The 22,056-nt window shown below is 70.5% G+C and carries 16 protein-coding genes, 2 tRNA genes and 3 pseudogenes; 8 read left to right on the top strand and 13 right to left on the bottom strand.

Annotated features, from left to right (window positions below):
* Nucleotides 1–38: 38 nt before the first annotated feature.
* The gene (locus ACOBQB_RS35015) at nt 39–1,490 is read right to left on the bottom strand and encodes a catalase (RefSeq protein ID WP_423597628.1); all 1,452 of its coding nucleotides are present in this window, start codon (nt 1,488–1,490) and stop codon (nt 39–41) included.
* A 146-nt stretch (nt 1,491–1,636) separates the two neighbouring features.
* On the opposite strand from ACOBQB_RS35015, the gene ACOBQB_RS35010 reads away from it, so the two are divergent.
* The 3 genes and pseudogenes from ACOBQB_RS35010 to ACOBQB_RS35000 all read left to right on the top strand — a co-directional run.
* Nucleotides 1,637–2,053 (top strand): Fur family transcriptional regulator, encoded by a 417-nt coding sequence (locus ACOBQB_RS35010; protein WP_392137924.1) that lies wholly within the window; start codon nt 1,637–1,639, stop codon nt 2,051–2,053.
* Between the two features lie 256 nt (nt 2,054–2,309).
* A pseudogene (locus tag ACOBQB_RS35005) lies at nt 2,310–2,549 on the top strand (ATP-binding cassette domain-containing protein); the annotation flags it as partial.
* Nucleotide 2,550: 1 nt separating this feature from the next.
* Nucleotides 2,551–2,953 (top strand): annotated as a pseudogene (locus ACOBQB_RS35000) (hypothetical protein); the annotation flags it as partial.
* Nucleotides 2,954–3,051: 98 nt separating this feature from the next.
* On the opposite strand, the gene ACOBQB_RS34995 reads toward ACOBQB_RS35000, so the two are convergent.
* The 4 genes from ACOBQB_RS34995 to ACOBQB_RS34980 form a co-directional block, all read right to left on the bottom strand.
* A tRNA-Met gene (locus tag ACOBQB_RS34995) sits at nt 3,052–3,125 on the bottom strand.
* Nucleotides 3,126–3,239: 114 nt separating this feature from the next.
* On the bottom strand, nt 3,240–5,093 hold the full coding sequence (locus ACOBQB_RS34990) for a sel1 repeat family protein (RefSeq protein WP_423597626.1): 1,854 nt from the start codon (nt 5,091–5,093) through the stop codon (nt 3,240–3,242).
* 231 nt (nt 5,094–5,324) lie between these two features.
* A tRNA-Met gene (locus tag ACOBQB_RS34985) sits at nt 5,325–5,398 on the bottom strand.
* A 50-nt stretch (nt 5,399–5,448) separates the two neighbouring features.
* The gene (locus ACOBQB_RS34980; RefSeq protein ID WP_423598963.1) at nt 5,449–8,514 is read right to left on the bottom strand and encodes a UPF0182 family protein; all 3,066 of its coding nucleotides are present in this window, start codon (nt 8,512–8,514) and stop codon (nt 5,449–5,451) included.
* 148 nt (nt 8,515–8,662) lie between these two features.
* On the opposite strand from ACOBQB_RS34980, the gene ACOBQB_RS34975 reads away from it, so the two are divergent.
* Nucleotides 8,663–9,202 (top strand): PPA1309 family protein, encoded by a 540-nt coding sequence (locus ACOBQB_RS34975; protein ID WP_423597624.1) that lies wholly within the window; start codon nt 8,663–8,665, stop codon nt 9,200–9,202.
* 105 nt (nt 9,203–9,307) lie between these two features.
* Here the strand turns inward: ACOBQB_RS34975 and ACOBQB_RS34970 are convergent, their stop codons facing one another.
* From ACOBQB_RS34970 to ACOBQB_RS34955, 4 genes are all read right to left on the bottom strand, one after another.
* A complete protein-coding gene (locus ACOBQB_RS34970; RefSeq protein ID WP_423597622.1) occupies nt 9,308–10,402 on the bottom strand; it encodes a YlbL family protein in 1,095 nt (364 codons plus the stop codon).
* Nucleotides 10,403–10,490: 88 nt separating this feature from the next.
* On the bottom strand, nt 10,491–10,661 hold the full coding sequence (locus tag ACOBQB_RS34965) for a hypothetical protein (protein ID WP_167516019.1): 171 nt from the start codon (nt 10,659–10,661) through the stop codon (nt 10,491–10,493).
* A 151-nt stretch (nt 10,662–10,812) separates the two neighbouring features.
* On the bottom strand, nt 10,813–11,277 hold the full coding sequence (locus ACOBQB_RS34960; RefSeq protein WP_423597620.1) for a molybdenum cofactor biosynthesis protein MoaE: 465 nt from the start codon (nt 11,275–11,277) through the stop codon (nt 10,813–10,815).
* A 431-nt stretch (nt 11,278–11,708) separates the two neighbouring features.
* On the bottom strand, nt 11,709–12,821 hold the full coding sequence (locus ACOBQB_RS34955) for an SDR family oxidoreductase (protein ID WP_423597618.1): 1,113 nt from the start codon (nt 12,819–12,821) through the stop codon (nt 11,709–11,711).
* A gap of 191 nt (nt 12,822–13,012) precedes the next feature.
* Between ACOBQB_RS34955 and ACOBQB_RS34950 the strand changes: the two genes are divergently transcribed.
* Both ACOBQB_RS34950 and ACOBQB_RS34945 read left to right on the top strand, forming a co-directional pair.
* On the top strand, nt 13,013–14,473 hold the full coding sequence (locus ACOBQB_RS34950) for a zinc-dependent metalloprotease (RefSeq protein ID WP_423597616.1): 1,461 nt from the start codon (nt 13,013–13,015) through the stop codon (nt 14,471–14,473).
* Complete coding sequence (locus tag ACOBQB_RS34945) at nt 14,470–15,003, top strand: NUDIX hydrolase (protein WP_423597614.1); 534 nt, start codon at nt 14,470–14,472, stop codon at nt 15,001–15,003. The genes ACOBQB_RS34950 and ACOBQB_RS34945 overlap by 4 nt, the downstream gene beginning before the upstream one ends.
* 110 nt (nt 15,004–15,113) lie before the next feature.
* Here ACOBQB_RS34945 and ACOBQB_RS34940 read toward each other — a convergent pair whose 3' ends face one another.
* The 4 genes and pseudogenes from ACOBQB_RS34940 to ACOBQB_RS34925 all read right to left on the bottom strand — a co-directional run bounded on the left by ACOBQB_RS34940 (nt 15,114) and on the right by ACOBQB_RS34925 (nt 19,015).
* Nucleotides 15,114–15,869, bottom strand: coding sequence for an AIM24 family protein (locus tag ACOBQB_RS34940; protein ID WP_423597612.1), 756 nt, complete (start codon nt 15,867–15,869; stop codon nt 15,114–15,116).
* A 16-nt stretch (nt 15,870–15,885) separates the two neighbouring features.
* On the bottom strand, nt 15,886–16,566 hold the full coding sequence (locus ACOBQB_RS34935) for an AIM24 family protein (protein ID WP_423597610.1): 681 nt from the start codon (nt 16,564–16,566) through the stop codon (nt 15,886–15,888).
* An 11-nt stretch (nt 16,567–16,577) separates the two neighbouring features.
* Nucleotides 16,578–18,274, bottom strand: a pseudogene (locus tag ACOBQB_RS34930) (TerD family protein).
* A 117-nt stretch (nt 18,275–18,391) separates the two neighbouring features.
* Entirely contained in the window at nt 18,392–19,015 is a 624-nt protein-coding gene (locus tag ACOBQB_RS34925) for a M48 family metallopeptidase (protein WP_423597608.1), read from the bottom strand.
* Between the two features lie 215 nt (nt 19,016–19,230).
* Between ACOBQB_RS34925 and ACOBQB_RS34920 the strand changes: the two genes are divergently transcribed.
* The gene (locus ACOBQB_RS34920) at nt 19,231–20,427 is read left to right on the top strand and encodes a TOMM precursor leader peptide-binding protein (RefSeq protein ID WP_423597606.1); all 1,197 of its coding nucleotides are present in this window, start codon (nt 19,231–19,233) and stop codon (nt 20,425–20,427) included.
* A 41-nt stretch (nt 20,428–20,468) separates the two neighbouring features.
* Entirely contained in the window at nt 20,469–21,818 is a 1,350-nt protein-coding gene (locus tag ACOBQB_RS34915) for an ABC1 kinase family protein (RefSeq protein WP_423597604.1), read from the top strand.
* Nucleotides 21,819–22,056 lie beyond the last annotated feature (238 nt).

The following is a 22,056-nucleotide window of genomic DNA, read 5'->3' as shown; positions in this document are numbered from 1 at the left end:
GGGATCCGGCCCGCCGTCTCGACGACAAGTGGTACTGGTCAGCCGCGCAGGGCCTGGACCGCGGCCTCCAGCCGCTTGCCGAAGTCGCCGTCCGCCTGACGGAAGTTGTTGATCGCGCGCTCGGCGATCTCATCGCGCGAGACCTTGGCGATGAAGCCCGACAGGTTCTCGATCAGGCGGTTCTTCTCGTCCTCGGACATCAGGCGGTAGAGGTTGCCCGCCTGCACGAAGTCGTTGTCCTCGGCGTGCCGGGGCGTCTCGTGGTTTCCGGTGCCGCCCGCGACGGGGACGGACCCCCACAGTGGCCGGTCCGTCTGGAACGGGCCGCCGAAGCTGTTCGGCTCGTAGTTCTTCGCGCCCTTGTGGCGGCCGTCGTACAGGAAGCCGTCACGGGAGTGGGTGCGCGCCTCGGTGGCGTGCGGGCGGTTCACCGGCAGGTGGTCGGCGTTGATGCCGACGCGGTAGCGGTGGGCGTCGCCGTACGCGAAGAGACGGCCCTGGAGCATCTTGTCCGGGGAGGGGCCGATGCCCGGCACGAAGTGGGCGGGGCTGAAGATGGACTGCTCGACCTCGGCGAAGACGTTCTCCGGGTTGCGGTTGAGCTCCAGCTTGCCGATCTCGATGACCGGGTAGTCCGCGTGCGGCCACACCTTGGTGAGGTCGAACGGGTTGAAGCGGTACGTCGCCGCCTCGGCCGCCGGCATGATCTGCACGCCCACGGTCCAGGTCGGGTACTCGCCCCGCTCGATGGCCTCGCGCAGGTCGCGCTGGTGGGAGTCGGGGTCCTCACCGGCGAGCCTGTTGGCCTCGGCCTGGGTGAGGTTCTTGATGCCCTGGTCGGTCTTGAAGTGGTACTTGACCCAGAAGACCTCGCCGGCCTCGTTGTTCCACTGGAACGTGTGCGAGCCGAAGCCGTCCATGTGGCGGTACGAGGCCGGGATGCCGCGGTCGCCGAAGAGCCAGGTCACCTGGTGGGTGCTCTCCGGGCTGAGCCCCCAAAAGTCCCACACGTTGTCGGCTTCCTGCGAGCCCGTGTACGGGTCGCGCTTCTGCGTGTGGATGAAGTCGGGGAACTTGATGGCGTCCCGGATGAAGAAGACCGGGGTGTTGTTGCCGACGAGGTCGTAGTTGCCCTCTTCGGTGTAGAACTTCAGCGCCCAGCCGCGCGGGTCGCGCACCGCGTCGGCCGCGCCGAGGTTGCCGGCCACGGTGGAGAAGCGCAGGAACGTCTCGGTCTCCTTGCCGACCTCGGAGAGGAACTTCGCCCGCGTCCACTGCGAGACGTCACGGGTGAGCGTGAAGGTGCCGTAGGCCCCCGCGCCGCGTGCGTGCACGACGCGCTCCGGGATCCGCTCGCGGTTGAAGTGGGCGAGCTTCTCCAGCAGCAGCTGGTCCTGCACCAGAACCGGTCCGCCGGCGCCCGCGGTCTCGCTGTTCTGGTTGTCGGCGACCGGCGCGCCGGCCTCCGTGGTGAGCGGTCCCTGCGTCACGTGCGCCTCCTGCGTATTCAAAACCTGCGGTCCTGTCCCTTGGCCAATGCCGTACCTGATCCTACAATGGACTCTGTCTAAGTCAAGCAATCATCCAAAGTCACACCCGTTCGGGACTGGCTCCCTCGCCTGTTAGGCTGGTTTTCATGAGTGACCTGTTGGAACGACTGCGCGGACGCGGCTGGCGCATGACCGCACAGCGGCGCGTCGTGGCCGAGGTCCTCGACGGGGACCACGTCCACCTCACGGCGGACGAGGTGCACGCCCGCGCCGCGGACAAGCTGCCAGAGATCTCCCGGGCGACCGTCTACAACACCCTGGGCGAGCTGGTGAGCCTCGGCGAGGTCCTCGAAGTCTCGACGGACCGCCGCGCCAAGCGGTACGACCCGAACGCCCACCGCCCCCACCACCACCTGGTCTGCGCCCGCTGCGGCGCGATCCGTGACGTGCACCCCACGGGCAACCCCCTGACCAGCCTCCCCGACTCCGAGCGCTTCGGCTTCACAGTCGAGGGCGTCGAGGTCACGTACCGCGGCGTGTGCCCGAGCTGCGCGGCGGCGTAGCGCTTTTCCGTACCCCCTGAGGCAGGCGCTTCCCGCCCGTACGCCCTGAGGCAGGCGCTTCCCGCCCGTACGCCCTGAGGCAGGCGCTTTCCCGTACGCCACCGAAGGCCCCGGCACCGAAAGGCGCCGGGGCCTTCGGCGTGCGGCGGCCTCGAAGCGGGACGGCTGACCCCGGCCAGCACATTCCGGAATCTGACGGAGCGTCATATCGTCGGGGCGCCCGGACCATCCGCCCGCCCTCCGCGAGGAGACCCCCGTGGGAGACCCGCACCCCAAACTAGAAGCCCACGCACTGACCGGGGCCTTCGGCCGCGCCACCAAGGCGGTGCACGCGCTCGGCCCCGTCGACCTGGAGATCGCCCCCGGCGAGTTCACCTGCGTGATCGGCCCCTCCGGCCGCGGAAAATCGACCCTCCTCCGCATCGCCGCCGGCATCCTCCGCCCCAGCACCGGCGAGCTGACCATCCGCACCCGGGCCCGATGCCCGGCCGCGATGCCCGGTGTGGCGCAGGGTCGACGGCCACAAGCGGTACGCGTTCCTGGGCGGCCAGCCCCGGGGCGAACCGCTGGGCGGCCTCCTCTTCGGCCCGAGCCTCCTCAAAAAGGACCCGGACGCGGGCGTCGCCCTGCTGCGCGCGTACATCAGGACGGTAAACACGTACTTCGCCGGTGACTACAAGTCCGACGAGGCCTTCACCAAGGAGCTGGCCGAGCTGCTCAAGACGGATGAGAAGGTCATGCTCGCCACGCCGTCCCTGCGCATGGACTGGGAGATCCGCGCCGGCACGACGGACCGCCTCCAGGACGTGTACCGCGCGGCGGGCGTCTCCAGGGGCGACAGTCCCGGAGGAGAAGGTGGTCGACCGGGAGCTGTACGGGGAGGCAGTGGGCCACCAGTAGGCATACAGCTGCGTACATCCGCGAGCGGGGCATCCGCGTACATCCGGATACATGCCGAAGGCCCGGAGTCCATTCGGATTCCGGGCCTTCGGTTTCAGTAGCGGGGACAGGATTTGAACCTGCGACCTCTGGGTTATGAGCCCAGCGAGCTACCGAGCTGCTCCACCCCGCGTCGATGAACACAACAGTACGTCAGGGCCACGACCAGCGCAAATCCGTTCCGCGGGCAGGCGCTCGCGCCGGAGGTTCCACGACGCCGTGGGGCGGTTACGACGCCGTGGCGCGGTTACGCGGACAGTTCCTGCCGCAGCGCCTCGCGCAAACGTCCCGCCCTCTCGGAGACCTCCGCGGGGCCCAGCTCGACCGCCCGCGACGCCCACCGCTGCCCCTGCGCCAGCTGCCCGCGCCGGGCGTAGAGGAGGGCGAGCCGCAGGGCCGCCCTGCCGTGCCCCGCGTCGGCGGCCCGCGTCCACCAGAGCGCGGCCTCGGGCTCGCTCCCCTCACGGGCGAGCAGCAGGCCGAGGTTGAACGCGCCGTTGCGGCTGCCGGCCTCCGCGGCCTTGCGGTACCAGCGCGCGGCCTGGACGACATCGCCCCGCCCGGCGGCCAGCATGCCGACCCGGACCTGGGCCCGGCGGTGGCCCTGCTCGGCCGCGCGCTCGTACCACTCCTCGCACTCGGTCTTCTCCGCCGCGGGCTCGCCGAGGGCGGGCGGCGCCGCCGCGGGGCGGCGCGCGTCGAGCAGCGTGCCGAGCCGGTACGCCGCCTCCGCGCTGCCGCCTCCGGCCGCGCACCGCAGATGCCGCTCGGCCTCCTGCTCGTCACCCTCGCGCAGCCGCGCGGTGCCGACCTGGAGGGCCGCGTCGGTGTGCCCGTCGGCCGCCGCGCGCTCGTACCAGCGCAGGGCGGAGGTCTCGTCGCCCCTGCTCGCGTAGAGGATGCCGAGGTTGAACGCCGCGTCGACGCTGCCCGCCTCAGCGGCCTTGGAGAACCACGGCTCGGCGCCCGCCGCGTCCCCGCCCTGGAGCAGCAGCACGGCCAGGGCGTTCGCGGCTTCGCGGTGCCCGGCGTACGCGGCGCGGCGATACCACTGGTCGGCCTGCGCGGTGCGGCCCTGCTCGGCGCAGAGCAGGCCGAGGTTGTACGCGCCGTTCACGTCGCCCGCGTCCATGGCGGCGCGGTACCACCGCTCGGCGGTCTGCGTCTCGCCGCGCTCGGCGTGCAGCGCGCCCAGCGCGTTCGCGGCGTTGCCGTCGCCGTCCTGCGCGGCCTTGAGCCACCACACGGCGGCGCTCTCCTCGTCACCCGCGTCCCGCAGCAGGAAGCCGAGGGCGCAGGCCGCGCGGGACTCGCCGTCCTTGGCGGAGTTGAGGTACCAGCGCCCGGCCTCCTTCAGCTCGCCGCGGTGCTCCAGGATCGCGCCGAGGTGCAGCGCGGCCCGCCGGTGGCCGCGCGCGGCGGCCTGGCGGTACCACTGCTCGGCCTCGCCGGCCGGCGTGCCCACCTCCGCACGTCCGGTGCGCGCGGCGCGACGGACCGGCACGGGGCCCTCTCCGCACTCGGCGGGCTCACCGCGCTCCGCCGCCGCCCGCCGGTCCAGCGCACGGGCCAGGCGGTACGCGGCCTCGCGGTGGCCGCGCTCGGCGGCGACCCGCATCCAGCGCTCGGCGCCGACGTCACCGCGGTGTTCCAGGAGGTCGGCGAGCGCGTACGCCCCGAGGGTGTGGCCCTGCTCGGCGGACTGGCGCAGCCAGTACTCGGCGGCGGGCTCGTCGCCGCGCTCGCGGTGGTGCCGGCCGAGCGCGTGCGCGGCCGCGGCGGAACCGGCGACGGCGGCGACCCGCCACCAGCCGGCCGCCTCGTCCGCGTATCCGCGCTGGTGAAGAAGGACACCGAGGTTGTTGGCGGCGGCGCGGTCACCCTCCGCGGTCGCCGCGCGCAGCAGGGATTCGGCCCCGTCGAGGTCACCGCGGCGCAGCAGAAGGCTTCCCAGGACGCTCATCGCTTCGACATCCCCGGCCTCGGCGGCCAGCCGATGACGCATCTCTTCGGCGGCCGTCCCGGGATCGTCCTCCCGGTCGGCCGCCTGCACAAACCGCCCTGTATCCAACAGAGTTGCCTTGTCCCCCATAACGTCCATCGTCGCACCACCTGCAACCTGGGTATACCTGATATACCGCAGCCAGTGAGGTCACTTCAGCGTTTTGTCGACATGCCCACAGAGAGATAAGTGAAACACAGATCCCCCAACTCTCCCCCGGCACCGCGCCGTTCACATGACTTGGCATAGGACACCCGCACACGACCGGCATCGGCCCATGGCACACGACGAAGGCCCGGATCCATAAGGATCCGGGCCTTCACCTTGCAGTAGCGGGGACAGGATTTGAACCTGCGACCTCTGGGTTATGAGCCCAGCGAGCTACCGAGCTGCTCCACCCCGCGCCGTTGTGTTCAAACCGTACCACGGCGCGGGGCGGGTCCTTGACCAGCCGCTAGCCGCCGCTGCCGGCGCCCTTGTCGGAGGCCTTGTCGCCCTCCTGGTCGCCCTCCTTTTCGGAGGCCTTGTCCGCGCCCTTGTCGGCGTTGTTGTCAGCGCCCTTGTCAGAGGCCTCGTCGGCACCCTTGTCAGAGGCCTTGTCAGCGCCCTTGTCGGCGTTCTTGTTCGCGCCGTCGGCGGCGCCCTTCTCCGCCGCCTTGGCCGACGCCTCCTCGGCCCGCTCCAGTGCCTCCTGGAGACGGTCCTGAGCCTCGCCGTACTTCTTCCAGTCGCCTTCCTTCATGGCCTTCTCGCCGTCCTCGAACGCCTGCTGGGCGTCGTCGAGCGCGGCCTGGACCGTCGGGTCGTTCGTCTTCGGCGGCTTGGTCGGCTCGTCCGTGTCCGCGTCGCCGTCCTGGTCCTCGGCCGGTGGCTTCGTGCCGCCCGCCGCGCCGAAGACCTGATCGAGGCCCTCGCCGAGCGTGTCCGCGAAGACGGTCTCCGTGCCGTACGACACGGCCACCTTCTTCAGCAGCGGATACGCCGACTTGCGGCCCTGCACATAGACGGGCTCGACGTACAGGAAGCCGTCGTCCAGTGGCACGGTCAGCAGATTGCCGTAGAGGACGTCGGAGTCGGCGCCCTTCATGTCCCGGACGAAGGTGCCGACCTCCTTCATGGAGTTCAGCTTGTTCTGCACCTGTTCAGGGCCGTCGACGTCGCCGGTGACTCTCAGCAGCTGCATCTTGCCGTAGTTCTTGCTCCTGGCGTCGGCGTCGACCGTCATGAAGGCCCGTAGGTTGGGCCGCTCACTCGGGGTGAACGTCGTCGTCAGCGCGAACTGCTGCTTGTCCTGGCCCGGCGCCTTCAAGGACAGGTAGTACGGCGGGACCGCGCTGTCGTCCTTCTTCGTCGGGTCGTTCGGCACCTGCCAGGCGTCACTCGCGTTGTAGAACTGGCCTGCGTCCGTGACGTGGTAGAGCGTCAGGAGCTCACGCTGCACCTTGAACATGTCCTGCGGATAGCGCAGGTGGTCGTTGAGCGCCGACGGGATCTCGCTCTTGTCCTTGACGGTGCCCGGGAACGCCTTCTTCCAGGTCTTCAGGACCGGATCCTTCTCGTCCCACGTGTAGAGCTTGACGTCGCCGGTGTACGCGTCGACGGTCGCCTTCACGGAGTTCCGGATGTAGTTGACCTGGTTCTGCTGGGCGATCACCGTGCGCTGGCTGTCCGCCTGCGACAAGGAGTCGGCCGTGGTGTCACCGAGCGTGGTGCGCGAGGCGTACGGATAGCCGTTGGTGGTCGTGTAGGCGTCGACCACCCACTGGATGCGGCCGTCGACCACCGTCGGGTAGACGTCGCCATCGATCGTCAGCCAGGGGGCCACCGCCTCGACGCGCTCCTTGGGGGTGCGGTTGTAGAGGATCCGCGAACCCTCGCCGATCGCCCCGGAGTACAGGATCTGGGGCTCTCCGAAGGACACCGCGTATGCGGCGCGGTTGATCGGGTTGGAGAGGTTGACCCCGCTGTCGCCCTTGTAGCTGTACGTCTTCTGGCCGCCGTGGTCCTCTTCGTAGTCGAGCTCCTTCTGGGGCCCGCCCACGATCGAGTACTGCGTCGTCTTCTCGCCGTAGTAGATCCGCTGCTCGTACTTGCCGAGATTGCCCTTGGTCGGCAGGCCGGACTCGGTGAACGCGGGAGCGCCCTTGGAGCCCTCCTTGGTCTCCGTGCCCTTGGCGGCGACGACGCCGTAGCCGTGCGTGTACGCGAAGTGGTCGTTGATCCAGTTCCGCTTGTCGAGCTTGTTCACGTTCAGCTCGCGCAGGCCGACGATGGTGTCCTGGCCGTTGTAGCGGTCCACGTCCAGCGTCGTCGGGAACTGGTAGTAGCTGCGCTCCTGCTCCAGCTGCTGGAACGTCGGCGAGACGATGTTCGGGTCGTTCAGCCGGTAGTTGGCCGCCGTGTCGGCGTTCTCACGCTTCTTCTGGCGGTCCTCGTCGACCCTGCCCGCGCCCCGGAAGTCCTCGGGCTTCACGCCGCTGATGCCGTAGGCGTCGCGGGTGGCCTGGATGTTCTTCTTGATGTAGGGCGCTTCCTTGGCCTGCTCGTTCGGCTGGACCTGGAACTTCTGCACGATCGCGGGGTAGAGACCGCCGATGAGGATCGCCGAGAGGACCATCAGGCCGAAGCCGATGACCGGCAGCTGCCAGGTGCGCCGCCACAGTGTCGCGAAGAAGAGCAGGGCGCAGATGACGGCGATGCAGAACAGGATCGTCTTCGCCGGCAGGTAGGCGTTGGCGTCGACGTACCTCAGGCCGGTCCAGTTGCCCGTCGCCTTGAAGTCACTGGACTTCACCGCGAGGCCGTACCGGTCGAGCCAGTACGCGATGGCCTTGAGCGAGACGAAGACACCGAGCAGCACCGAGAGGTGGCCGGTCGCGGCCGCGGTCGCGCGCGCGCCGGGGCTGGTGATCCGCAGCCCGCCGTACAGGTAGTGCGTCAGGGCGGCGGCCACCAGGGAGAGCACCGCGGCCGCGAAGCCGAAGCCCAGCAGGAAGCGGTACCAGGGCAGGTCGAACGCGAAGAACGACACGTCCATGTGGAACTGCGGGTCCTTCTGGCCGAAGGGCACGCCGTTGACCCACAGGAGCCAGGTGCGCCACTGCCCCGCCGCGGAGGCGCCCGCGATCAGGCCCACCAGAGCGGTGATCCCGATCAGCAGCCACTTCTTGTAGGGGGCGATGCCCATGCGGTACCGGTCGAGGCTCTGCTGCTCCATCGACATGGCGCTGAGCGGCGGGCGCAGCCGGTGCGCCAGCCAGATGTTCACGCCGACCGCCGCCGCCATGAGGAGGCCGAAGAAGAAGAACAGGCCGATCTTGGTCCACAGGGTCGTCTTGAAGACCGATGAGTAGTTGACCGATCGGTACCACAACCAGTCCGTCCAGAACCCTGAGAACATGACGAAGGCCATGGCCAGCACGGCCAGCACACCCAACGTCATGAGCAGGGTCCGGACGCGACGGGAGGGTCGGCCCACTCTGATCCGTGGCCCCGTCGGGCCTCCGCCGCGGTCCGGCATCTGGAAAGCCAAGGTGCGCACCTCGAAGTTCGCTGTTGATTCGGTGTTGGTCCGTCAGGCCCCCGAGATCGCGGACCCACACCTATGCAACTTACTCACGCTTTACTCGGTTCCCGATTCCGGGGACGAACGAGGCAGGATTGTGACCATGTCCAACACTCCCATGGCAGCGAGCCCCCTCACCCGGGCCGTGCTCGAGATCGACGAGTACGTGTCCGGCCTGGGCTGGGACCGGCCCGCCCGCCTCTTCGCGCTCGTCGACACGGCGCGTCTGCGCACCCAAGAACCCGGCCTCGCCTCCCAGCTCGGCCTTGACGACGGCGTGGAACACGCCGGTTTCACCCCCATCGAGCAGGAGGAGATCCCCGCGGACAAGCCGCTGGACGAGTTCCTCGGCACCATCGCCTGGCCGGACGCCGTGACGGGCTGCGCCCTCACGGTGGAGCGCCTGATGCTGCCGCCGTCCGCCGAGACGTCCGTACCCGAGGGCCTCAGCGAGGCCCAGCTGGCGAAGTGGGTGGCGCAGCACCCCGACCGCCAGGAGGTCCGCATGACGGTGGCGGTGCTCCGTGACGGCGCGCGCGAGTCGGCGCTGCGGCTGCGCGAGAAGGACTCGCCGACCGAGGTCCTCACGGGCTCCGACCTGGTGCCCGGCCTCGCGGACGCCCTGGCGGCGACCTTCGCGTAAGAGTCCTCTGCCGCGCGTACGCGGGTGGGGCGCCGGCACGCCGGTACGCCGAGGGGTGCCCCCGCCCGTGTACGAACGACGTACGGCTGTGTCCTGACCGAGCCGTTACTTCGCAGTGGCGGTGCAGCTCGGCAGGGCGCCGGTGTCACCCTTGCGGATCTTGTCCAGGGACTTCACCGCGTCCTCGATCGTGTCGACCTCGACCAGGGTGAGGCCGTCCGGGACGTCGCTCGCGGCCGCCGCGCAGTTGTCCTTCGGGGTCAGGAAGTACTCGGCGCCCTTCTCGCGCGCGCCGACGGTCTTCATCTCGATGCCGCCGATGGGTCCGACCTTGCCCCTTTCGGTGATGGTGCCGGTGCCTGCGACGAACTTGCCGCCGGTGAGGTCCTTCGGCGTCAGCTTGTCGACGATGCCGAGGGCGAACATCAGTCCGGCGCTGGGACCGCCCACGTCGGCCAGCTTGATGTCGATCGTGAACGGGAAGGTGTGGTCGGTGCCCGCCTCGATGCCGACGATCGCGCGGTCGCCGCCCTCCGCCTTCTTCGTCGTGATCTTGATCTCCTCGGTCCTGCTCGCCTTCTTGCCCGACTTCTCGGCGGCGGCCGCTTCCTTGACCGGGACGATCGTGAACGTGACGCTTTCACCGGGCTTGTGCTCGGTGACGAGCTTGGCCACGTCCGTCATCTCCTTGACGGGCTTCCCGTCGACCTTCTGGATGACGTCACCCGCGTGGAGCTTGCCCTCGGCCGGGTCCCCCTTGAAGACGGTGGCGACGATGACCTGGGACTCCACCGGGAGGTCGAGCTCCCTGAGCGCCGCCACCTTGGCGCTCTCCTGGGACTGACTGAACTCCTCGGCGTTCTCCTGTGTGGACTGCTGTTCGGTCTTGCCGTTCGGGTAGAGCGTGTCGTGCGGCACCACGATGTTGTCGTGGGCCAGCCAGCCGTAGACGGCCTCCGCGAGGTTCATCTTGTAGTCGGCGCTGGTCACCCTGACGGTCGTCATGTTGAGGTTGCCGCTCGTGGGGTACGTCTTGTGCCCGGAGATCTGCAGCACCGGCTCGCCGTCGTGATCACCGAGGGTGTTCACCGTGGGGCCCGGGGACATCTCCGAGTAGGGCACTTTGATGAGCACTCCGGCGCAGAGCAGCGCGATCAGCATCAGGGTGGAGGCGAGCATCGTCGCAGTGCGGCGTGGCATGGAACGACAGTACGGGACAGGCCTGTCGCCGCACCTGTGGGGCCGGTCCGTACGGGGACACGGCCACCGGAGCCCCGATAGTGGAACATCACGTACCGGAGCGGGACTTCTCCATCGCCTCACGGAAGGCGGCGTAGCCGTTGAGCTCCACGTTGTCGCCGGTCCTGCCGGACTTGCGGTTACGGGCGGCCCAGCCGCCCCACAGTCCCGCCCCGACGGCCGCCAGCAGCGGAATCAGCAACCAGGCAAGTGATGCCATGTCGAACTCCCGACCCCATGAGCGACCACAACTGACTGATCAGCAGATTAATCATCCGCAAGGTCAACGCTCGCGGCAGGGGTCCGGTTACGCAACTGGAGCCGCACGAGTCATCACGGGGCCGGGGGCTCCAACCCTCCGGGAGTCTGCCTCAACAGGCGCCGACCCACTCCTCCTTGCCGTCGGAGAACCGCTGGTGCTTCCAGATCGGCACCTCGTGCTTGAGGTCGTCGATCAGCTTGCGGCAGGCGTCGAAGGCCTCGGCGCGGTGCGGGCAGGAGACCGCCACGACCACCGCGAGGTCGCCGACCGCGAGATCACCGACACGGTGCACGGCGGCCAGGGCGCGCACCGGGAACTCGGCGACGACCTTCTCGGCCACACGGCGCATCTCCGCCTCGGCGGTCGGATGCGTCGAATAGCCCAGCTCGTCGACGTCCGCGCCGCCGTCGTGGTTGCGCACGGTCCCGACGAAGAGCGCCGTACCTCCCGCCGCGTCGTCACCGACGGCCCGGAAGACCTCATCCAGGGAGAGCGGGGTCTCGCGGATCGCAAGGAGGCGGATCGGGTCCTGGGCGCCCTGCTCGCCGGGGTGGTCCATCGTGGTGCGTGCCATGCGGCCATGGTGCCGCACGACACGCACGACACGGAATAGGACGTCCCTACAGCGGTCCGCCCCGCAGCCAGGCATTCCACACGGCAGACACCCATCAGTCTGCGGGCAGACCCCCGCCCGACCCCCTCACCCCCGGCTGCGGACAGACGCCCCGCACAGCGCCCCCGGCCCACAGCCGCGGCACTCCGCACGGCGATCCCCACCCACACAAGCCGCCCCCGCTGTGGGCAGGCGTTCCGCACGGCGGAACGGGTGGGCACAGCGCCGGCTGCCGGGTGCGGTCCAGCGAGGCGGCCCGCCAAGCCCTAACCGGGCGCGCAGCAGGGCGGCGCCCACCAGGACGCCTACAGGGCGCGCACAGCACGGCGGCGCCCGCCAAAACGCCTACAGGGTGCCCCAGCACGGCGGCACCGACCAAGGCACCGGAGCCCTCAGATCCGCCGCCGCGCCTTCCGCGCCCGACGCACCACCGCCGCCGCCCCCAACAAAGCCACCGTCGCCCCCGCAGCCCCCGCAGCCGTCGCATCCTTGCGCCCAAGCCGCCGCCCGGCCACGGTCCGCCGCCCGGACACCTCTTCGAGCAGCTCCGCGAGGACCTCCTCATTGGTCCACTGCGGCCGCCACCCCGCGTCGTGCAAGCGGCTGACGCTGACCACCCAGGGATACATCGTGTAGGCGAGGTCACCGGCCGGGGACGGCGTGAGCCCGATGCGGTGCAGCCGTGCCGCCGCGCCGAGCGCGACCGCCGAGGGCAGCTCCATCCGGCGGATCCCGCTGAGCTCCTCGACCTCCTCCTGCTCCAGCCAGCCGTCACAGCCCACGGCGAGCTCACCGTCGACCTTCTCCAGGACGGCGTACTCCAGAGCGCTGCACAGATCCTCGACGTGACAGAACTGCCAGGCCGGCCGGGAACCGGCCACGACCAGCAGGCGGGGCGACTCGAAGTAGCGCGTGAGGGCCGTGTCGGTGCCGCCCACCAGCGTCGCGGGCCGCACGACGGTGACATTGAGCCCGGGATGCGCCCGGGGCGCCCTACGGGCGAGCCGCTCGACCTCCAGAAGGTCACCGACACCGGTGGCCTCCGCCGTCGCCCGCAATTCGGCGTCTTCGGAGAGGGGCAGTTCGTTCTCGGGCAGCGCTCCGTAGACCATCGCCGAGGTGCACAGGACGACACGGTGGACGCCCGCGGCTGCGGCAGCGGTCAGAACGGTCTGCGTGCCGCGTACGTTGTACGCCGTGCGGGCCGCGCCATCGGTCTCCAGGTCGAGATCGAGCGCCAGGTGCACGACGACATCCGCGCCGCGAAGCTTCTCGGCGATCGCGGGGTCCCGCACGTCCAGGAGGTGCCACTGGGCCTGCGAGCAGTCGCCTCGGCGCTCGTCGATGGCGATGACCTGCTTGATCTCCTCCGACGAGGCAAGGCGCTCGGCCAGCAGCGCGCCCACGCCGGAGGCGGCGCCGGTGACTGCTACTACGGGCCCACGTGCGGGCGCCGGGGTTGACGGGTTTCGCGCTGCGCGAACCTGTGGATCTGGGGAACTCACCGGGCGTCTCCAGCGGTTGTCTTCAGTACGTAAGCGAATGACGCGTACGTACCAGGTGGCATCCATCCTGCCGCAGGCCATCAGTCGGCGAAGCACCGAGGCTCGAACCCGTCACGGTGTCTACGCTGGGTGGTGTTGTAGGGCAGCCGCCGCCGGAACGATACCGGCGGCCTGACGAGCCGAGGAATCCCGTGAGTGACACCCCATTCGGATTCGGCCTTCCGCCGGAGGAGCCGGAAGACGGCGACGAGGGCAAGAAGAAGGAATCCCCCGGACAGGGCCAGGGCGGGGGCCAGAGTGCCGGCGGCCCCGGAAACCCGTTCGGTTTCGGGTTCCCCGGCGCGGGTGGCCCGGGCGGCGGGGACAACCCGTTCGCCGCCATGTTCGGTTCCATGAACCCGAACGACCTGGGGGCCGCCTTCCAGCAGCTCGGCCAGATGCTCTCGTACGAGGGCGGTCCGGTGAACTGGGACATGGCCAAGGACATCGCCCGCCAGACCGTCTCCCAGGGCACGCCTGACGGCACCAAGGACGCCAGCGTCGGCCCCGCCGAGCGCTCCGCCGTCGAGGAGGCCGTGCGCCTGGCCGACCTGTGGCTCGACGACGCGACGTCGCTGCCGTCCGGGTCCGGCACCGCCGTGGCGTGGAGCCGCGCCGAGTGGGTCGAGGCGACCCTGCCGGTGTGGAAGGAGCTCGTCGACCCGGTCGCCGAGCGCGTCGGCCTCGCCATGGGCGACGTCCTCCCCGAGGAGATGCAGGCCATGGCCGGCCCGCTGATCGGCATGATGCGCTCCATGGGCGGCGCCATGTTCGGCCAGCAGATCGGGCAGGCCGTCGGGGTGCTTGCCGGTGAGGTCGTCGGCTCCACCGACATCGGTCTGCCGCTGGGCCCCTCCGGGAAGGCCGCGCTCCTGCCGGTGAACATCGAGACCTTCGGCAAGGACCTCGGCGTCGACAAGGACGAGGTGCGGCTCTATCTGGCGCTGCGCGAGGCCGCCCACCAGCGGCTCTTCTCCCACGTCCCGTGGCTGCGCTCGCACCTGTTCGGCGCCGTCGAGGGGTACGCCCGCGGGATCAAGGTCGACACGGCCAAGCTGGAGGACGTCGTCGGCCAGCTCGACCCGCAGAACCCCGAGCAGCTGCAGGAGGCCCTCCAGCAGGGCATGTTCCAGCCGGAGGACAGCCCGGCCCAGAAGGCCGCCCTGGCGCGCCTGGAGACCGCTCTGGCGCTCGTCGAGGGCTGGGTGGACGCCGTCGTGCACGCCGCGGCAAAGCCCCGCCTGTCGTCCGCCGACGCCCTCCGGGAGACGCTGCGCCGCCGCCGTGCCTCGGGCGGCCCCGCGGAGCAGACGTTCGCCACGCTGATCGGCCTGGAGCTGCGTCCGCGCCGCCTGCGGGACGCCTCGCGCCTGTGGGCCTCGCTCACGGACGCGCGCGGCGTCGACGGCCGCGACGGCCTGTGGGAGCACCCGGACATGCTGCCGACGGCGTCCGATCTGGACGACCCGGACGGCTTCGTCCACCGGGAGCAGCTGGACTTCTCCGAGCTGGACAAGATGCTCGGCGAGGCCGCGGGCGGCACTTCCTCCGCCAAGCCGGACCTCACGAAGGACGAGCGCGACGACCAGTCCCCGGAGGACGGCGGTAAGTGAGCCTTTACGACGACGCCGTACTCGTCCTGAAGGGGTACGAGGGGCGGGCCGACCAGGCCGAGCTGCGCCAGGCCTATCTGGACCACCTGTCCACGCACGGCGACGACGGCATGTGGAAGGCCTGCACCGCGGGCCATGTGACGGCGAGCGCCCTGGTGGTCGACCCGTCCAGCGGTCGGGTCCTGCTCACCCTGCACAAGAAGCTGCGGATGTGGCTCCAGATGGGCGGCCACTGCGAGCCGGGCGACACATCACTGGCCGTGGCCGCGCTGCGCGAGGCCACGGAGGAGTCCGGTGTGCCTGGCCTGACGCTGCTCTCGGGCGGCCCGATCCGCCTGGACCAGCACCCGATTCCGGGCCCGTGCACGCAGCATCTGGACGTGCAGTACGCGGCGCTGGCCCCGGCCGACGCGGTCGAGGCGATCAGCGACGAGTCTCTGGACCTGCGCTGGTTCGCGTACGACGAGGTGGCGTCCGTGGCCGACGAGTCGGTCGTACGCCTGATGGAGGCGACGAGGGCGCGCCTGTAAGAGGCAGCCGTCAAGGAGCTCCCGAAGGGGCGCGGGGAACTGCGCGACCAGCCACATCCGGCCCGCAGACAACCCGCGCCCCTTGCGTCACCGCTTGACCCGCGGAGCGCTCAGCTCCAGACGCTGCCCTGGTTCTGTCCACGGGCACCCTGCTGCCCCACGCCGAACTGCGCCCCGGCGCCCCGCCCGATGACGGCGTTCTGCGGCGGCAGCATCTCGCTCGGCTGGACAAGCGCGTAGCCCTGTCCCATGAAGCTGAGCTCCCAGCCCTCGCCGGTGTTGCCGCGGCGCCGCCAGACGCCCGAGGAATGGGTCTGGGCCTGCATCTGCACCCGCAGGCCGTTGGACCAGGCGACGATGGCGTCCGCGTCCGCGTTGACGTACCGGTCGGGCGTGACCTGGAGCATCAGCGGCTGACCGGACGTCATGAGAGCGACCTTGCCGCGCCCGGAGATGTTGAGCTGGTACTTGCCCGAGCCGGAGATGCCGTACTGGCTGTCCACGGCGATGACCTGGTGGGTCAGCGACGAGTCCATCGCCAGGACGTAGCTGCTGTCCACGGTCAGACCGTCCTGGTCCACATCCACTACGTGGATGTACTGGGCGAGGTTGGCGAGGTAGACGGTGCCCTGGCCGTGGCAGCGCATCAGCTCCAGGCCCTCGCCGGTCTGCGCGCGGGCGCGCTGGTTGCCCCGGCTCTGGTACTCGGCGTCGAACTCGATCAGCCCCTGGTAGGCGACCATGGCGCCCTTGCGGGCCAGGACGTCGTCGTGCCCCTCCAGGGCGACCCGCAGCAGCTGCGGGTTCTGGACGGAGTAGCGCTCCGGGGTCTGCTGTTCTGCGTGCGCGAAAAGCGGGCTCTGCATGGTGTGTTGCTCCCCCTCAGCCCCGTGCTCGGAGACGGTCGGTGCTGTCCTCGCTGGGCTGTACGACGACGATGCCCTCTCCGGAGAAGCCCATCTGATAGGCCTCGCCGCTGCCGCGCCCGATGAGGGAGCCGGCCTTGAAGCTGCGCTTGCCCTTCACCTTGAGGTTCGGGGACCAGGCGATCAGGGCGTCCGGGTCGACGTACGTCTCGTCCTCGCCGCGGCCGCAGTCGACGACGATGGGCGTGCCGCGGGAGGTCAGCGCGACCCATCCCTGGCCGGAGATCGTGATGTTCCACAGGCCCTGGCCGGCGAACTTGGCCATGCCTTTGACCCGCTCGACGCCCCACTGGAGGGACGCGTCGAAGGCGAGCAGGTTGGTGCCGTTCACCGAGAGGGAGTCGCCCGCCAGGTTGATGACGACGACGTCCGCTCCGTAGTCGGCGAGGTAGAGCAGGCCGTCTCCGGAGCACTTCATCAACGGCGCGCCCTCGCCGGTCATCCACTCGCGCGCGACCTGGCGGACGGCTGGAGGGTTCGGCTCGTACTGCACGAACCCTTCGTAGGCGACCATCGAGCCCACGCGCGCGAACAGGTCGTTGCCGGTCTGCATGGCGACCTTGACCATGTGGTGGCCGTGGTTCTCCATGCGGGTGGTGACGGGTGCGGGAGCGAAGCCCGCGAGCTGCTGATTCATGACGGGCTCCCTCAGACCTCGTACGGCTGGACGACGATGAAATTGCCGGGCGCGCCACGGAACTGGAGGTTCACGCTCTCCCCCGTGGAGCCCGCGTAGGCGTTGCTGCGCAGCCGCACCTGGCTGGAGACGATCGCCTGTGAGGCGGCCGACCAGGCGACGACGGCATGGCAGTCGGCGAACGTCGTCGGCGTGACGGGCAGCACCACGGGCACGCCGTGGGTCTTCACGATGACCGTGCCGTTGCCCTGGAACTGCATGACGAACAGTGCGCCGCCGGGGATGCCGTGGCCCTCGATCCTGCGCACCTCGTGCTGGAGGGACTCGTCGAAGGCGAGGACGTTCTCCGCGGAGACGCAGATCGCGTCGCCCTGGAGTTCGATGGGGTGCAGGTGCGTGCCCTCTTCGGCGAGGAAGACCTGGCCGCGGCCGGAACAGCGCATCAGCTGCATCTCCTGGCCGGTGGCGTTGCCGACGATACGGCCGGCGAAGCCCGCGCCCTTGTAGCTGAACTCGACCTTGCCCTGGTAGAGCACCATGGAGCCCTGGCGGGCGAGGATCGGCTGGTCGGCCACGCCGAGGTCGACACGGATCAGCTTCTCGTTCTGCTGCGTCCAGCGCTGGCCGGTGGGAGCTTCGCGGTACTTCTGGAGAGCGGCGGCGACACCGGCGCCCTGGGGGGCGGCACCCTGCGGGGCTCCCTGGGGTGCCGGGGGCGGGAACTGGCCGCTCGGCGGCTGCTGGCCGTATCCGGGCGGCATGGGGGTCTGCGGCGGCTGGCCGTACCCGGGAGGCAGCGGAGCCGGCGGCTGCTGGCCGTACCCCGGCGGCAAGGGCGCGGTCTGGCCGAGGGCCTGCTGCTGGTTGGGTACCTGGCCGTACTGGGGCTGCTGCGTGGGCTGCTGACCGGGCCCGCCGTACGGCGCGGGGCCGGCGCGGGCGGCATCGTGCCACCGGACGGCTGGTTCACCGGCGCCACGATGGTCTGCGCGGCGTGCGCCGGCGGCTCGGCCGGGGCGGGCGCCGGGGGCGGGGTGGCGCCCTGCGGCGGCGCGAAGCTCTGCGCGGGGGCTTGGGGCGGCGCGGCAGCCGCGGGGACGCCGAACGCGGGTGGGGCCGCCTGCGCCGGGGGCGCGAAGGAGGGCGCTGCGGCCTGCGGCTGTGCGGGCGCGGGCTCCTCCTCGGCGACCTCGCCGCCGAAGTTCCTCAGGAGGGCGTCGAGTCCGCCGTCGAAGCCCTGGCCGATCGCGGCGAACCGCCAGACGTCCTTCAGGTAGAAGTCGCCCAGCATGACGGCGCGCTCCGTGGAGAACTCCGCGCCGGTGAAGGCGTAACGCGCCACTTCCTCACCGCCCGCGACGATGCGGATGTATCCGGAGGCGACCTGCGACATCTGCCCGGCGCCGTCGATCGTCGCCGTGAACGAGAGCCGCTGAATCTGCGGCGGAATGCGGTCGAGCGTGACGCGGAAGGACTCGGTGTCGCCCGCCTGCGCGCCCAGGAGCTGGATCGACTCCTCGGGAGACTTCGGCTGGTTGAAGAAGATGAAGTAACGGTCGTCCGACAGTCGCTCACTGGCGTCGAGGCCGAAGCAGCTGATGTCGAAGGTCAGCCCGGGAGCCGAGATCTGCACGCCTACGTACAGATCGGTCCCTGCGGTGAGGTCACTGATCTTGGCCTTGTGGCCGCGTTGGAATTCCCTGGCCATACGTAACGACCGTCCCCCATCCCGAATGTGAATGCGTCGCGCCAGGCTAACCGCAAAGTCTGACAGCGAGCGAAGCCGGTACAGACCCGCTACACAGCCGTGGAACGCGGCGCACCTTCACTCCTCGCGGGCGGCGGGCAGGTGCGGCAGCCGACTGGCGGCGACGACCCCTTCGAGGTAGCCCCTGGCCCGTTCCGTACGTGGATAGGCCTCCAGCAATCGCCAGAAACGCGGCCCGTGCCCTGGGACGAGGAGGTGGGCGAGCTCGTGGACGAGGACGTAGTCCACGACGTACTCGGGCATGCCCTGCAACCGGTGCGAAAGGCGGATGCTGCCCTCCGACGGGGTACAGGATCCCCAGCGGGTGTTCTGGTTCGTGACCCAGCGAACGGAGGCGGGCCGCGCCCGGCCGTCGAAGTACTGGTCGGAGAGCTGCTCGGCCCGCTCGCAGAGCTCCACGTCACCGAGGAGCCGCTTGCTCTCCTGTGCCGCGAGCTTGTCGAGCATCACATTCACCCAGCGCTGCTCCTCCGCCTCGGACATGCGGGCGGGGATGAGGACGACTGTGCGATCACCCTCGCGGTACGCCGAGACCGTTCTGCGCCGACGGGCGCTGCGTCTGACCTCGACCGCGCTGGGCCCCGCGCCGGAGGGCGGCGGACTGGTCGTGCTGCGCTGCGGAGTTCCGGCGCGACGCGCTGAGGTCTCCCCAGCGACGCGGGAGGAAGGGTCGGCGGGCACGCCCCGACGTTACCCGCTGGGCAGGGGGGAAGTCCCGCCTCCGGGACGGTTCGGCGGCGATCCGCTTCCCGGTGGTTTGACCCGTGCGGCTGATTAGTACGACAAGCATCCCCTGCCTGTGGATAACTCGACGCGGACAGGCGGCGGGGCGGGCATTCTGGCAGTCGATCGGCGCGGCGGACGGGACCGCGCCGGGCGGACGACGGGGGACGACCATGCATCCGACCTTGAAGCCGGCGCTGCGGCGCGGCTGGCGGGACATGAGCACCATGCAGTTCGGGGTGGCGCCCGCGCACGCCTTGGTGCTCGGCCCGATGGACACGGCGACCGGCAGCTTCCTGACGCTGCTGGACGGCACCCGCGGGTTGCCGCTCCTGCGGGAGGAGGCCAGGCGGATGGGCCTGCCGGACGGTCACGTGGACAAGTTGCTGGGGGAGCTGTCGCGGGCCGGTCTCCTCGACGACTCGACGGGCGGCGGTCCCGCGGCCGACGCCCTGCGCAAGCGGAGCGGAGCCATGGACCGGCTGCGGTCCGACCTGGCCTCGCTGTCGCTTCTGTCGTCCGAGCCGGGGGAAGCGGTCGAGAGGCTGGCGGCGCGCCGGGCCATGCGCGTCCGTGTCCAGGGAGCGGGGCGAGTGGGCGCCGTCGTGGCCTCGGTCCTCGCGGGGGCCGGGGTGGGCCGGATCGAGGTGCTGGACGGCGGGCATGTGGAGCCTTGGGACGTCGCGCCCGGCGGGCTGCCGGCGGAGGCGATCGGCGAGCGTCGGGACATGACCGCGCGCCGGCTCGTACGGCAGTCGGCGCCGGACCGGCCGCCCCGTGCGAACCGCCCCGCGTCGCCCGGGTCACAGGCCGCGCCGCTCTCGGCCTGGCAGGCGTCGGTGGCCGAGGGCCAGGCCGGACTGTCGCTCGTGATCATCGCCCCGCGAGACGGCCTGGACGCGTACGCCCCCGACCCGGTCCACGCCGAGGGCTTCCTCGCGGCCGGCACACCTCATCTCTACGCCGGGGTGATCGAGGGGACGGGCGTCGTCGGCCCCTTGGTCCTGCCCGGCGCGACCGCCTGCGCGGGCTGCCTCTTCCGGCAGCGGGCGGACCGCGATCCCACGTGGGGCCGGATGCTGGCGCAGTGGCGCTCGGGGCGTGCGCGGCCCGTACCCGCGTGTGACCTCGCCCTGTCGACCTCGGTCGCCGGGCTGGTCGCGGGGCATGCGCTCGCTTTCCTGGACGGGGCGTCCATGGCCGCCTCGGGAGTCCGTTGGGAGGCGTCCGTCCCGGGATTCGACTGGCACGCGCGTCCGATTTGGCCGCATCCCGCATGTCCGTGCGGGGCGGGTGCGGAGGTCACGGAGGACGTTAAGGGGGATCGGCTCACCGCAGCCGGGGAGCGGCACGCAACAATGGCCGGGTAACCGCCTGAGAAGGCGTGGCTGTCTGGGACTTGGAGGGGCGCATGTCTGATCTTCCCCGGAAGGCGGTCACCCGAACCGCCAAACTGGCCGCGCTGCCACTCGGCTTCGCGGGACGCGCGACCTGGGGGCTCGGCAAGCGGATCGGGGGCAAGTCGGCGGAGATCGTCGGGCGCGAGCTGCAACAGCGCACGGCGGAGCAGCTCTTCAAGGTTCTCGGCGAGCTCAAGGGCGGCGCCATGAAGTTCGGGCAGGCCCTGTCCGTCTTCGAGTCGGCGCTGCCGGAGGAGGTCGCCGGGCCCTACCGCGCGGCGCTGACCAAGTTGCAGGAGGCGGCGCCGCCGATGCCGACGAGCACCGTGCACGCGGTGCTCGTGGAGCGGCTCGGCGAGGGCTGGCGTGACCTGTTCCTGGAGTTCGAGGACAAGCCCGCGGCCGCCGCGTCGATCGGCCAGGTGCACCGGGCGGTCTGGGCGGACGGACGCGAGGTCGCGGTCAAGGTGCAGTACCCGGGAGCGGGCGAGGCACTACTGTCCGATCTGACCCAACTCAGCCGATTTGCCCGCCTTCTGGGCCCGTTGATTCCGGGGATGGACGTCAAACCGCTCATCGCGGAGCTGCGGGACCGGGTGTCGGAAGAGCTCGACTACGGCCTGGAGGCACGGGCACAGCAGGCGCACGCCTCGGAGTTCGCCGACGACCCCGACGTGGTGGTGCCCGAGGTGGTGCACCAGGGCGAGCAGGTTCTGGTCACGGAGTGGATCGACGGCATCCCGTTGTCGGAGGTGATCGCGGACGGCACTCAGGAGCAACGCGACCGGGCGGGCCAGCTCCTGGCCCGCTTCCTCTTCTCCGGCCCGGCACGCACGGGACTCCTGCACGCCGACCCGCACCCGGGCAACTTCCGCCTGCTGCCCGACGAGAAGGGCGGCTGGCGCCTCGGCGTCCTGGACTTCGGCACGGTGGACCGGCTGCCGGGCGGGCTGCCCACGACCATCGGTGAGTCGTTGCGGATGACGCTGGACGGCGAGGCCGACGCGGTCTACGAGATGCTGTGCGCGGAAGGCTTCGTCAAGGAGACGGTTGAACTCGAACCGGCCGCGGTGCTCGACTACCTCCTGCCGATCATCGAGCCGATGCTGGTGGAGGAGTTCACATTCACCCGCGGCTGGATGCGCAGCCAGGCGGCTCGCGTGGCCGATCCCCGCTCCCCCGCCTACCAACTGGGCAAGCGGCTGAACCTCCCGCCGTCGTATCTGCTGATACACCGTGTGACGTTGAGCACCATCGGGGTGCTGTGCCAGCTGAACGCGACGGTGCGGATGAGGACGGAGCTGGAGGAGTGGCTGCCTGGTTTCGTCATCGAGGAGGGCGAGGCCGTGGCCGGCGCCTGAGACCGAGCCCTGAAGCCGGAGGCACCGGAGGCACCGGCGCCGGACGTCTCAGGCTTTTCGGGGGCTACGGCTACCACCAGTCGGAGTCGAGCCGGCCCTCGATGGCTCGGATGTCTCCCGCGCACAGGCTTCGCAGTAGTAGCGGCGGACGCCGCTCTCCACGGAGCAGGTCCAGGTCGGCGGTGTGCCTTGGACGACCGTGCCGCAGCGGGCGCACACCCGGTTCTCCGCGGCGGTG

The sequence above is a fragment of the Streptomyces sp. G5(2025) genome (assembly GCF_049542075.1).
Taxonomy (GTDB): domain Bacteria; phylum Actinomycetota; class Actinomycetes; order Streptomycetales; family Streptomycetaceae; genus Streptomyces.
Note: the sequence above shows the minus strand (reverse complement) of the source record. Positions and strands in the feature narration are given on the sequence as shown.

Excerpts from the sequence above, each read along its gene's own strand:
- ACOBQB_RS34975 (WP_423597624.1), top strand. The coding sequence starts at position 8,663 with ATGTCCAACACTCCCATGGCAGCGAGCCCCCTCACCCGGGCCGTGCTC.
- ACOBQB_RS34980 (WP_423598963.1), bottom strand. The coding sequence starts at position 8,514 with ATGCCGGACCGCGGCGGAGGCCCGACGGGGCCACGGATCAGAGTGGGC.
- ACOBQB_RS35010 (WP_392137924.1), top strand. The coding sequence starts at position 1,637 with ATGAGTGACCTGTTGGAACGACTGCGCGGACGCGGCTGGCGCATGACC.
- ACOBQB_RS34990 (WP_423597626.1), bottom strand. The coding sequence starts at position 5,093 with ATGGACGTTATGGGGGACAAGGCAACTCTGTTGGATACAGGGCGGTTT.
- ACOBQB_RS34915 (WP_423597604.1), top strand. The coding sequence starts at position 20,469 with ATGTCTGATCTTCCCCGGAAGGCGGTCACCCGAACCGCCAAACTGGCC.
- ACOBQB_RS34940 (WP_423597612.1), bottom strand. The coding sequence starts at position 15,869 with ATGCAGAGCCCGCTTTTCGCGCACGCAGAACAGCAGACCCCGGAGCGC.
- ACOBQB_RS34920 (WP_423597606.1), top strand. The coding sequence starts at position 19,231 with ATGCATCCGACCTTGAAGCCGGCGCTGCGGCGCGGCTGGCGGGACATG.
- ACOBQB_RS34970 (WP_423597622.1), bottom strand. The coding sequence starts at position 10,402 with ATGCCACGCCGCACTGCGACGATGCTCGCCTCCACCCTGATGCTGATC.
- ACOBQB_RS34935 (WP_423597610.1), bottom strand. The coding sequence starts at position 16,566 with ATGAATCAGCAGCTCGCGGGCTTCGCTCCCGCACCCGTCACCACCCGC.
- ACOBQB_RS34965 (WP_167516019.1), bottom strand. The coding sequence starts at position 10,661 with ATGGCATCACTTGCCTGGTTGCTGATTCCGCTGCTGGCGGCCGTCGGG.
- ACOBQB_RS34960 (WP_423597620.1), bottom strand. The coding sequence starts at position 11,277 with ATGGCACGCACCACGATGGACCACCCCGGCGAGCAGGGCGCCCAGGAC.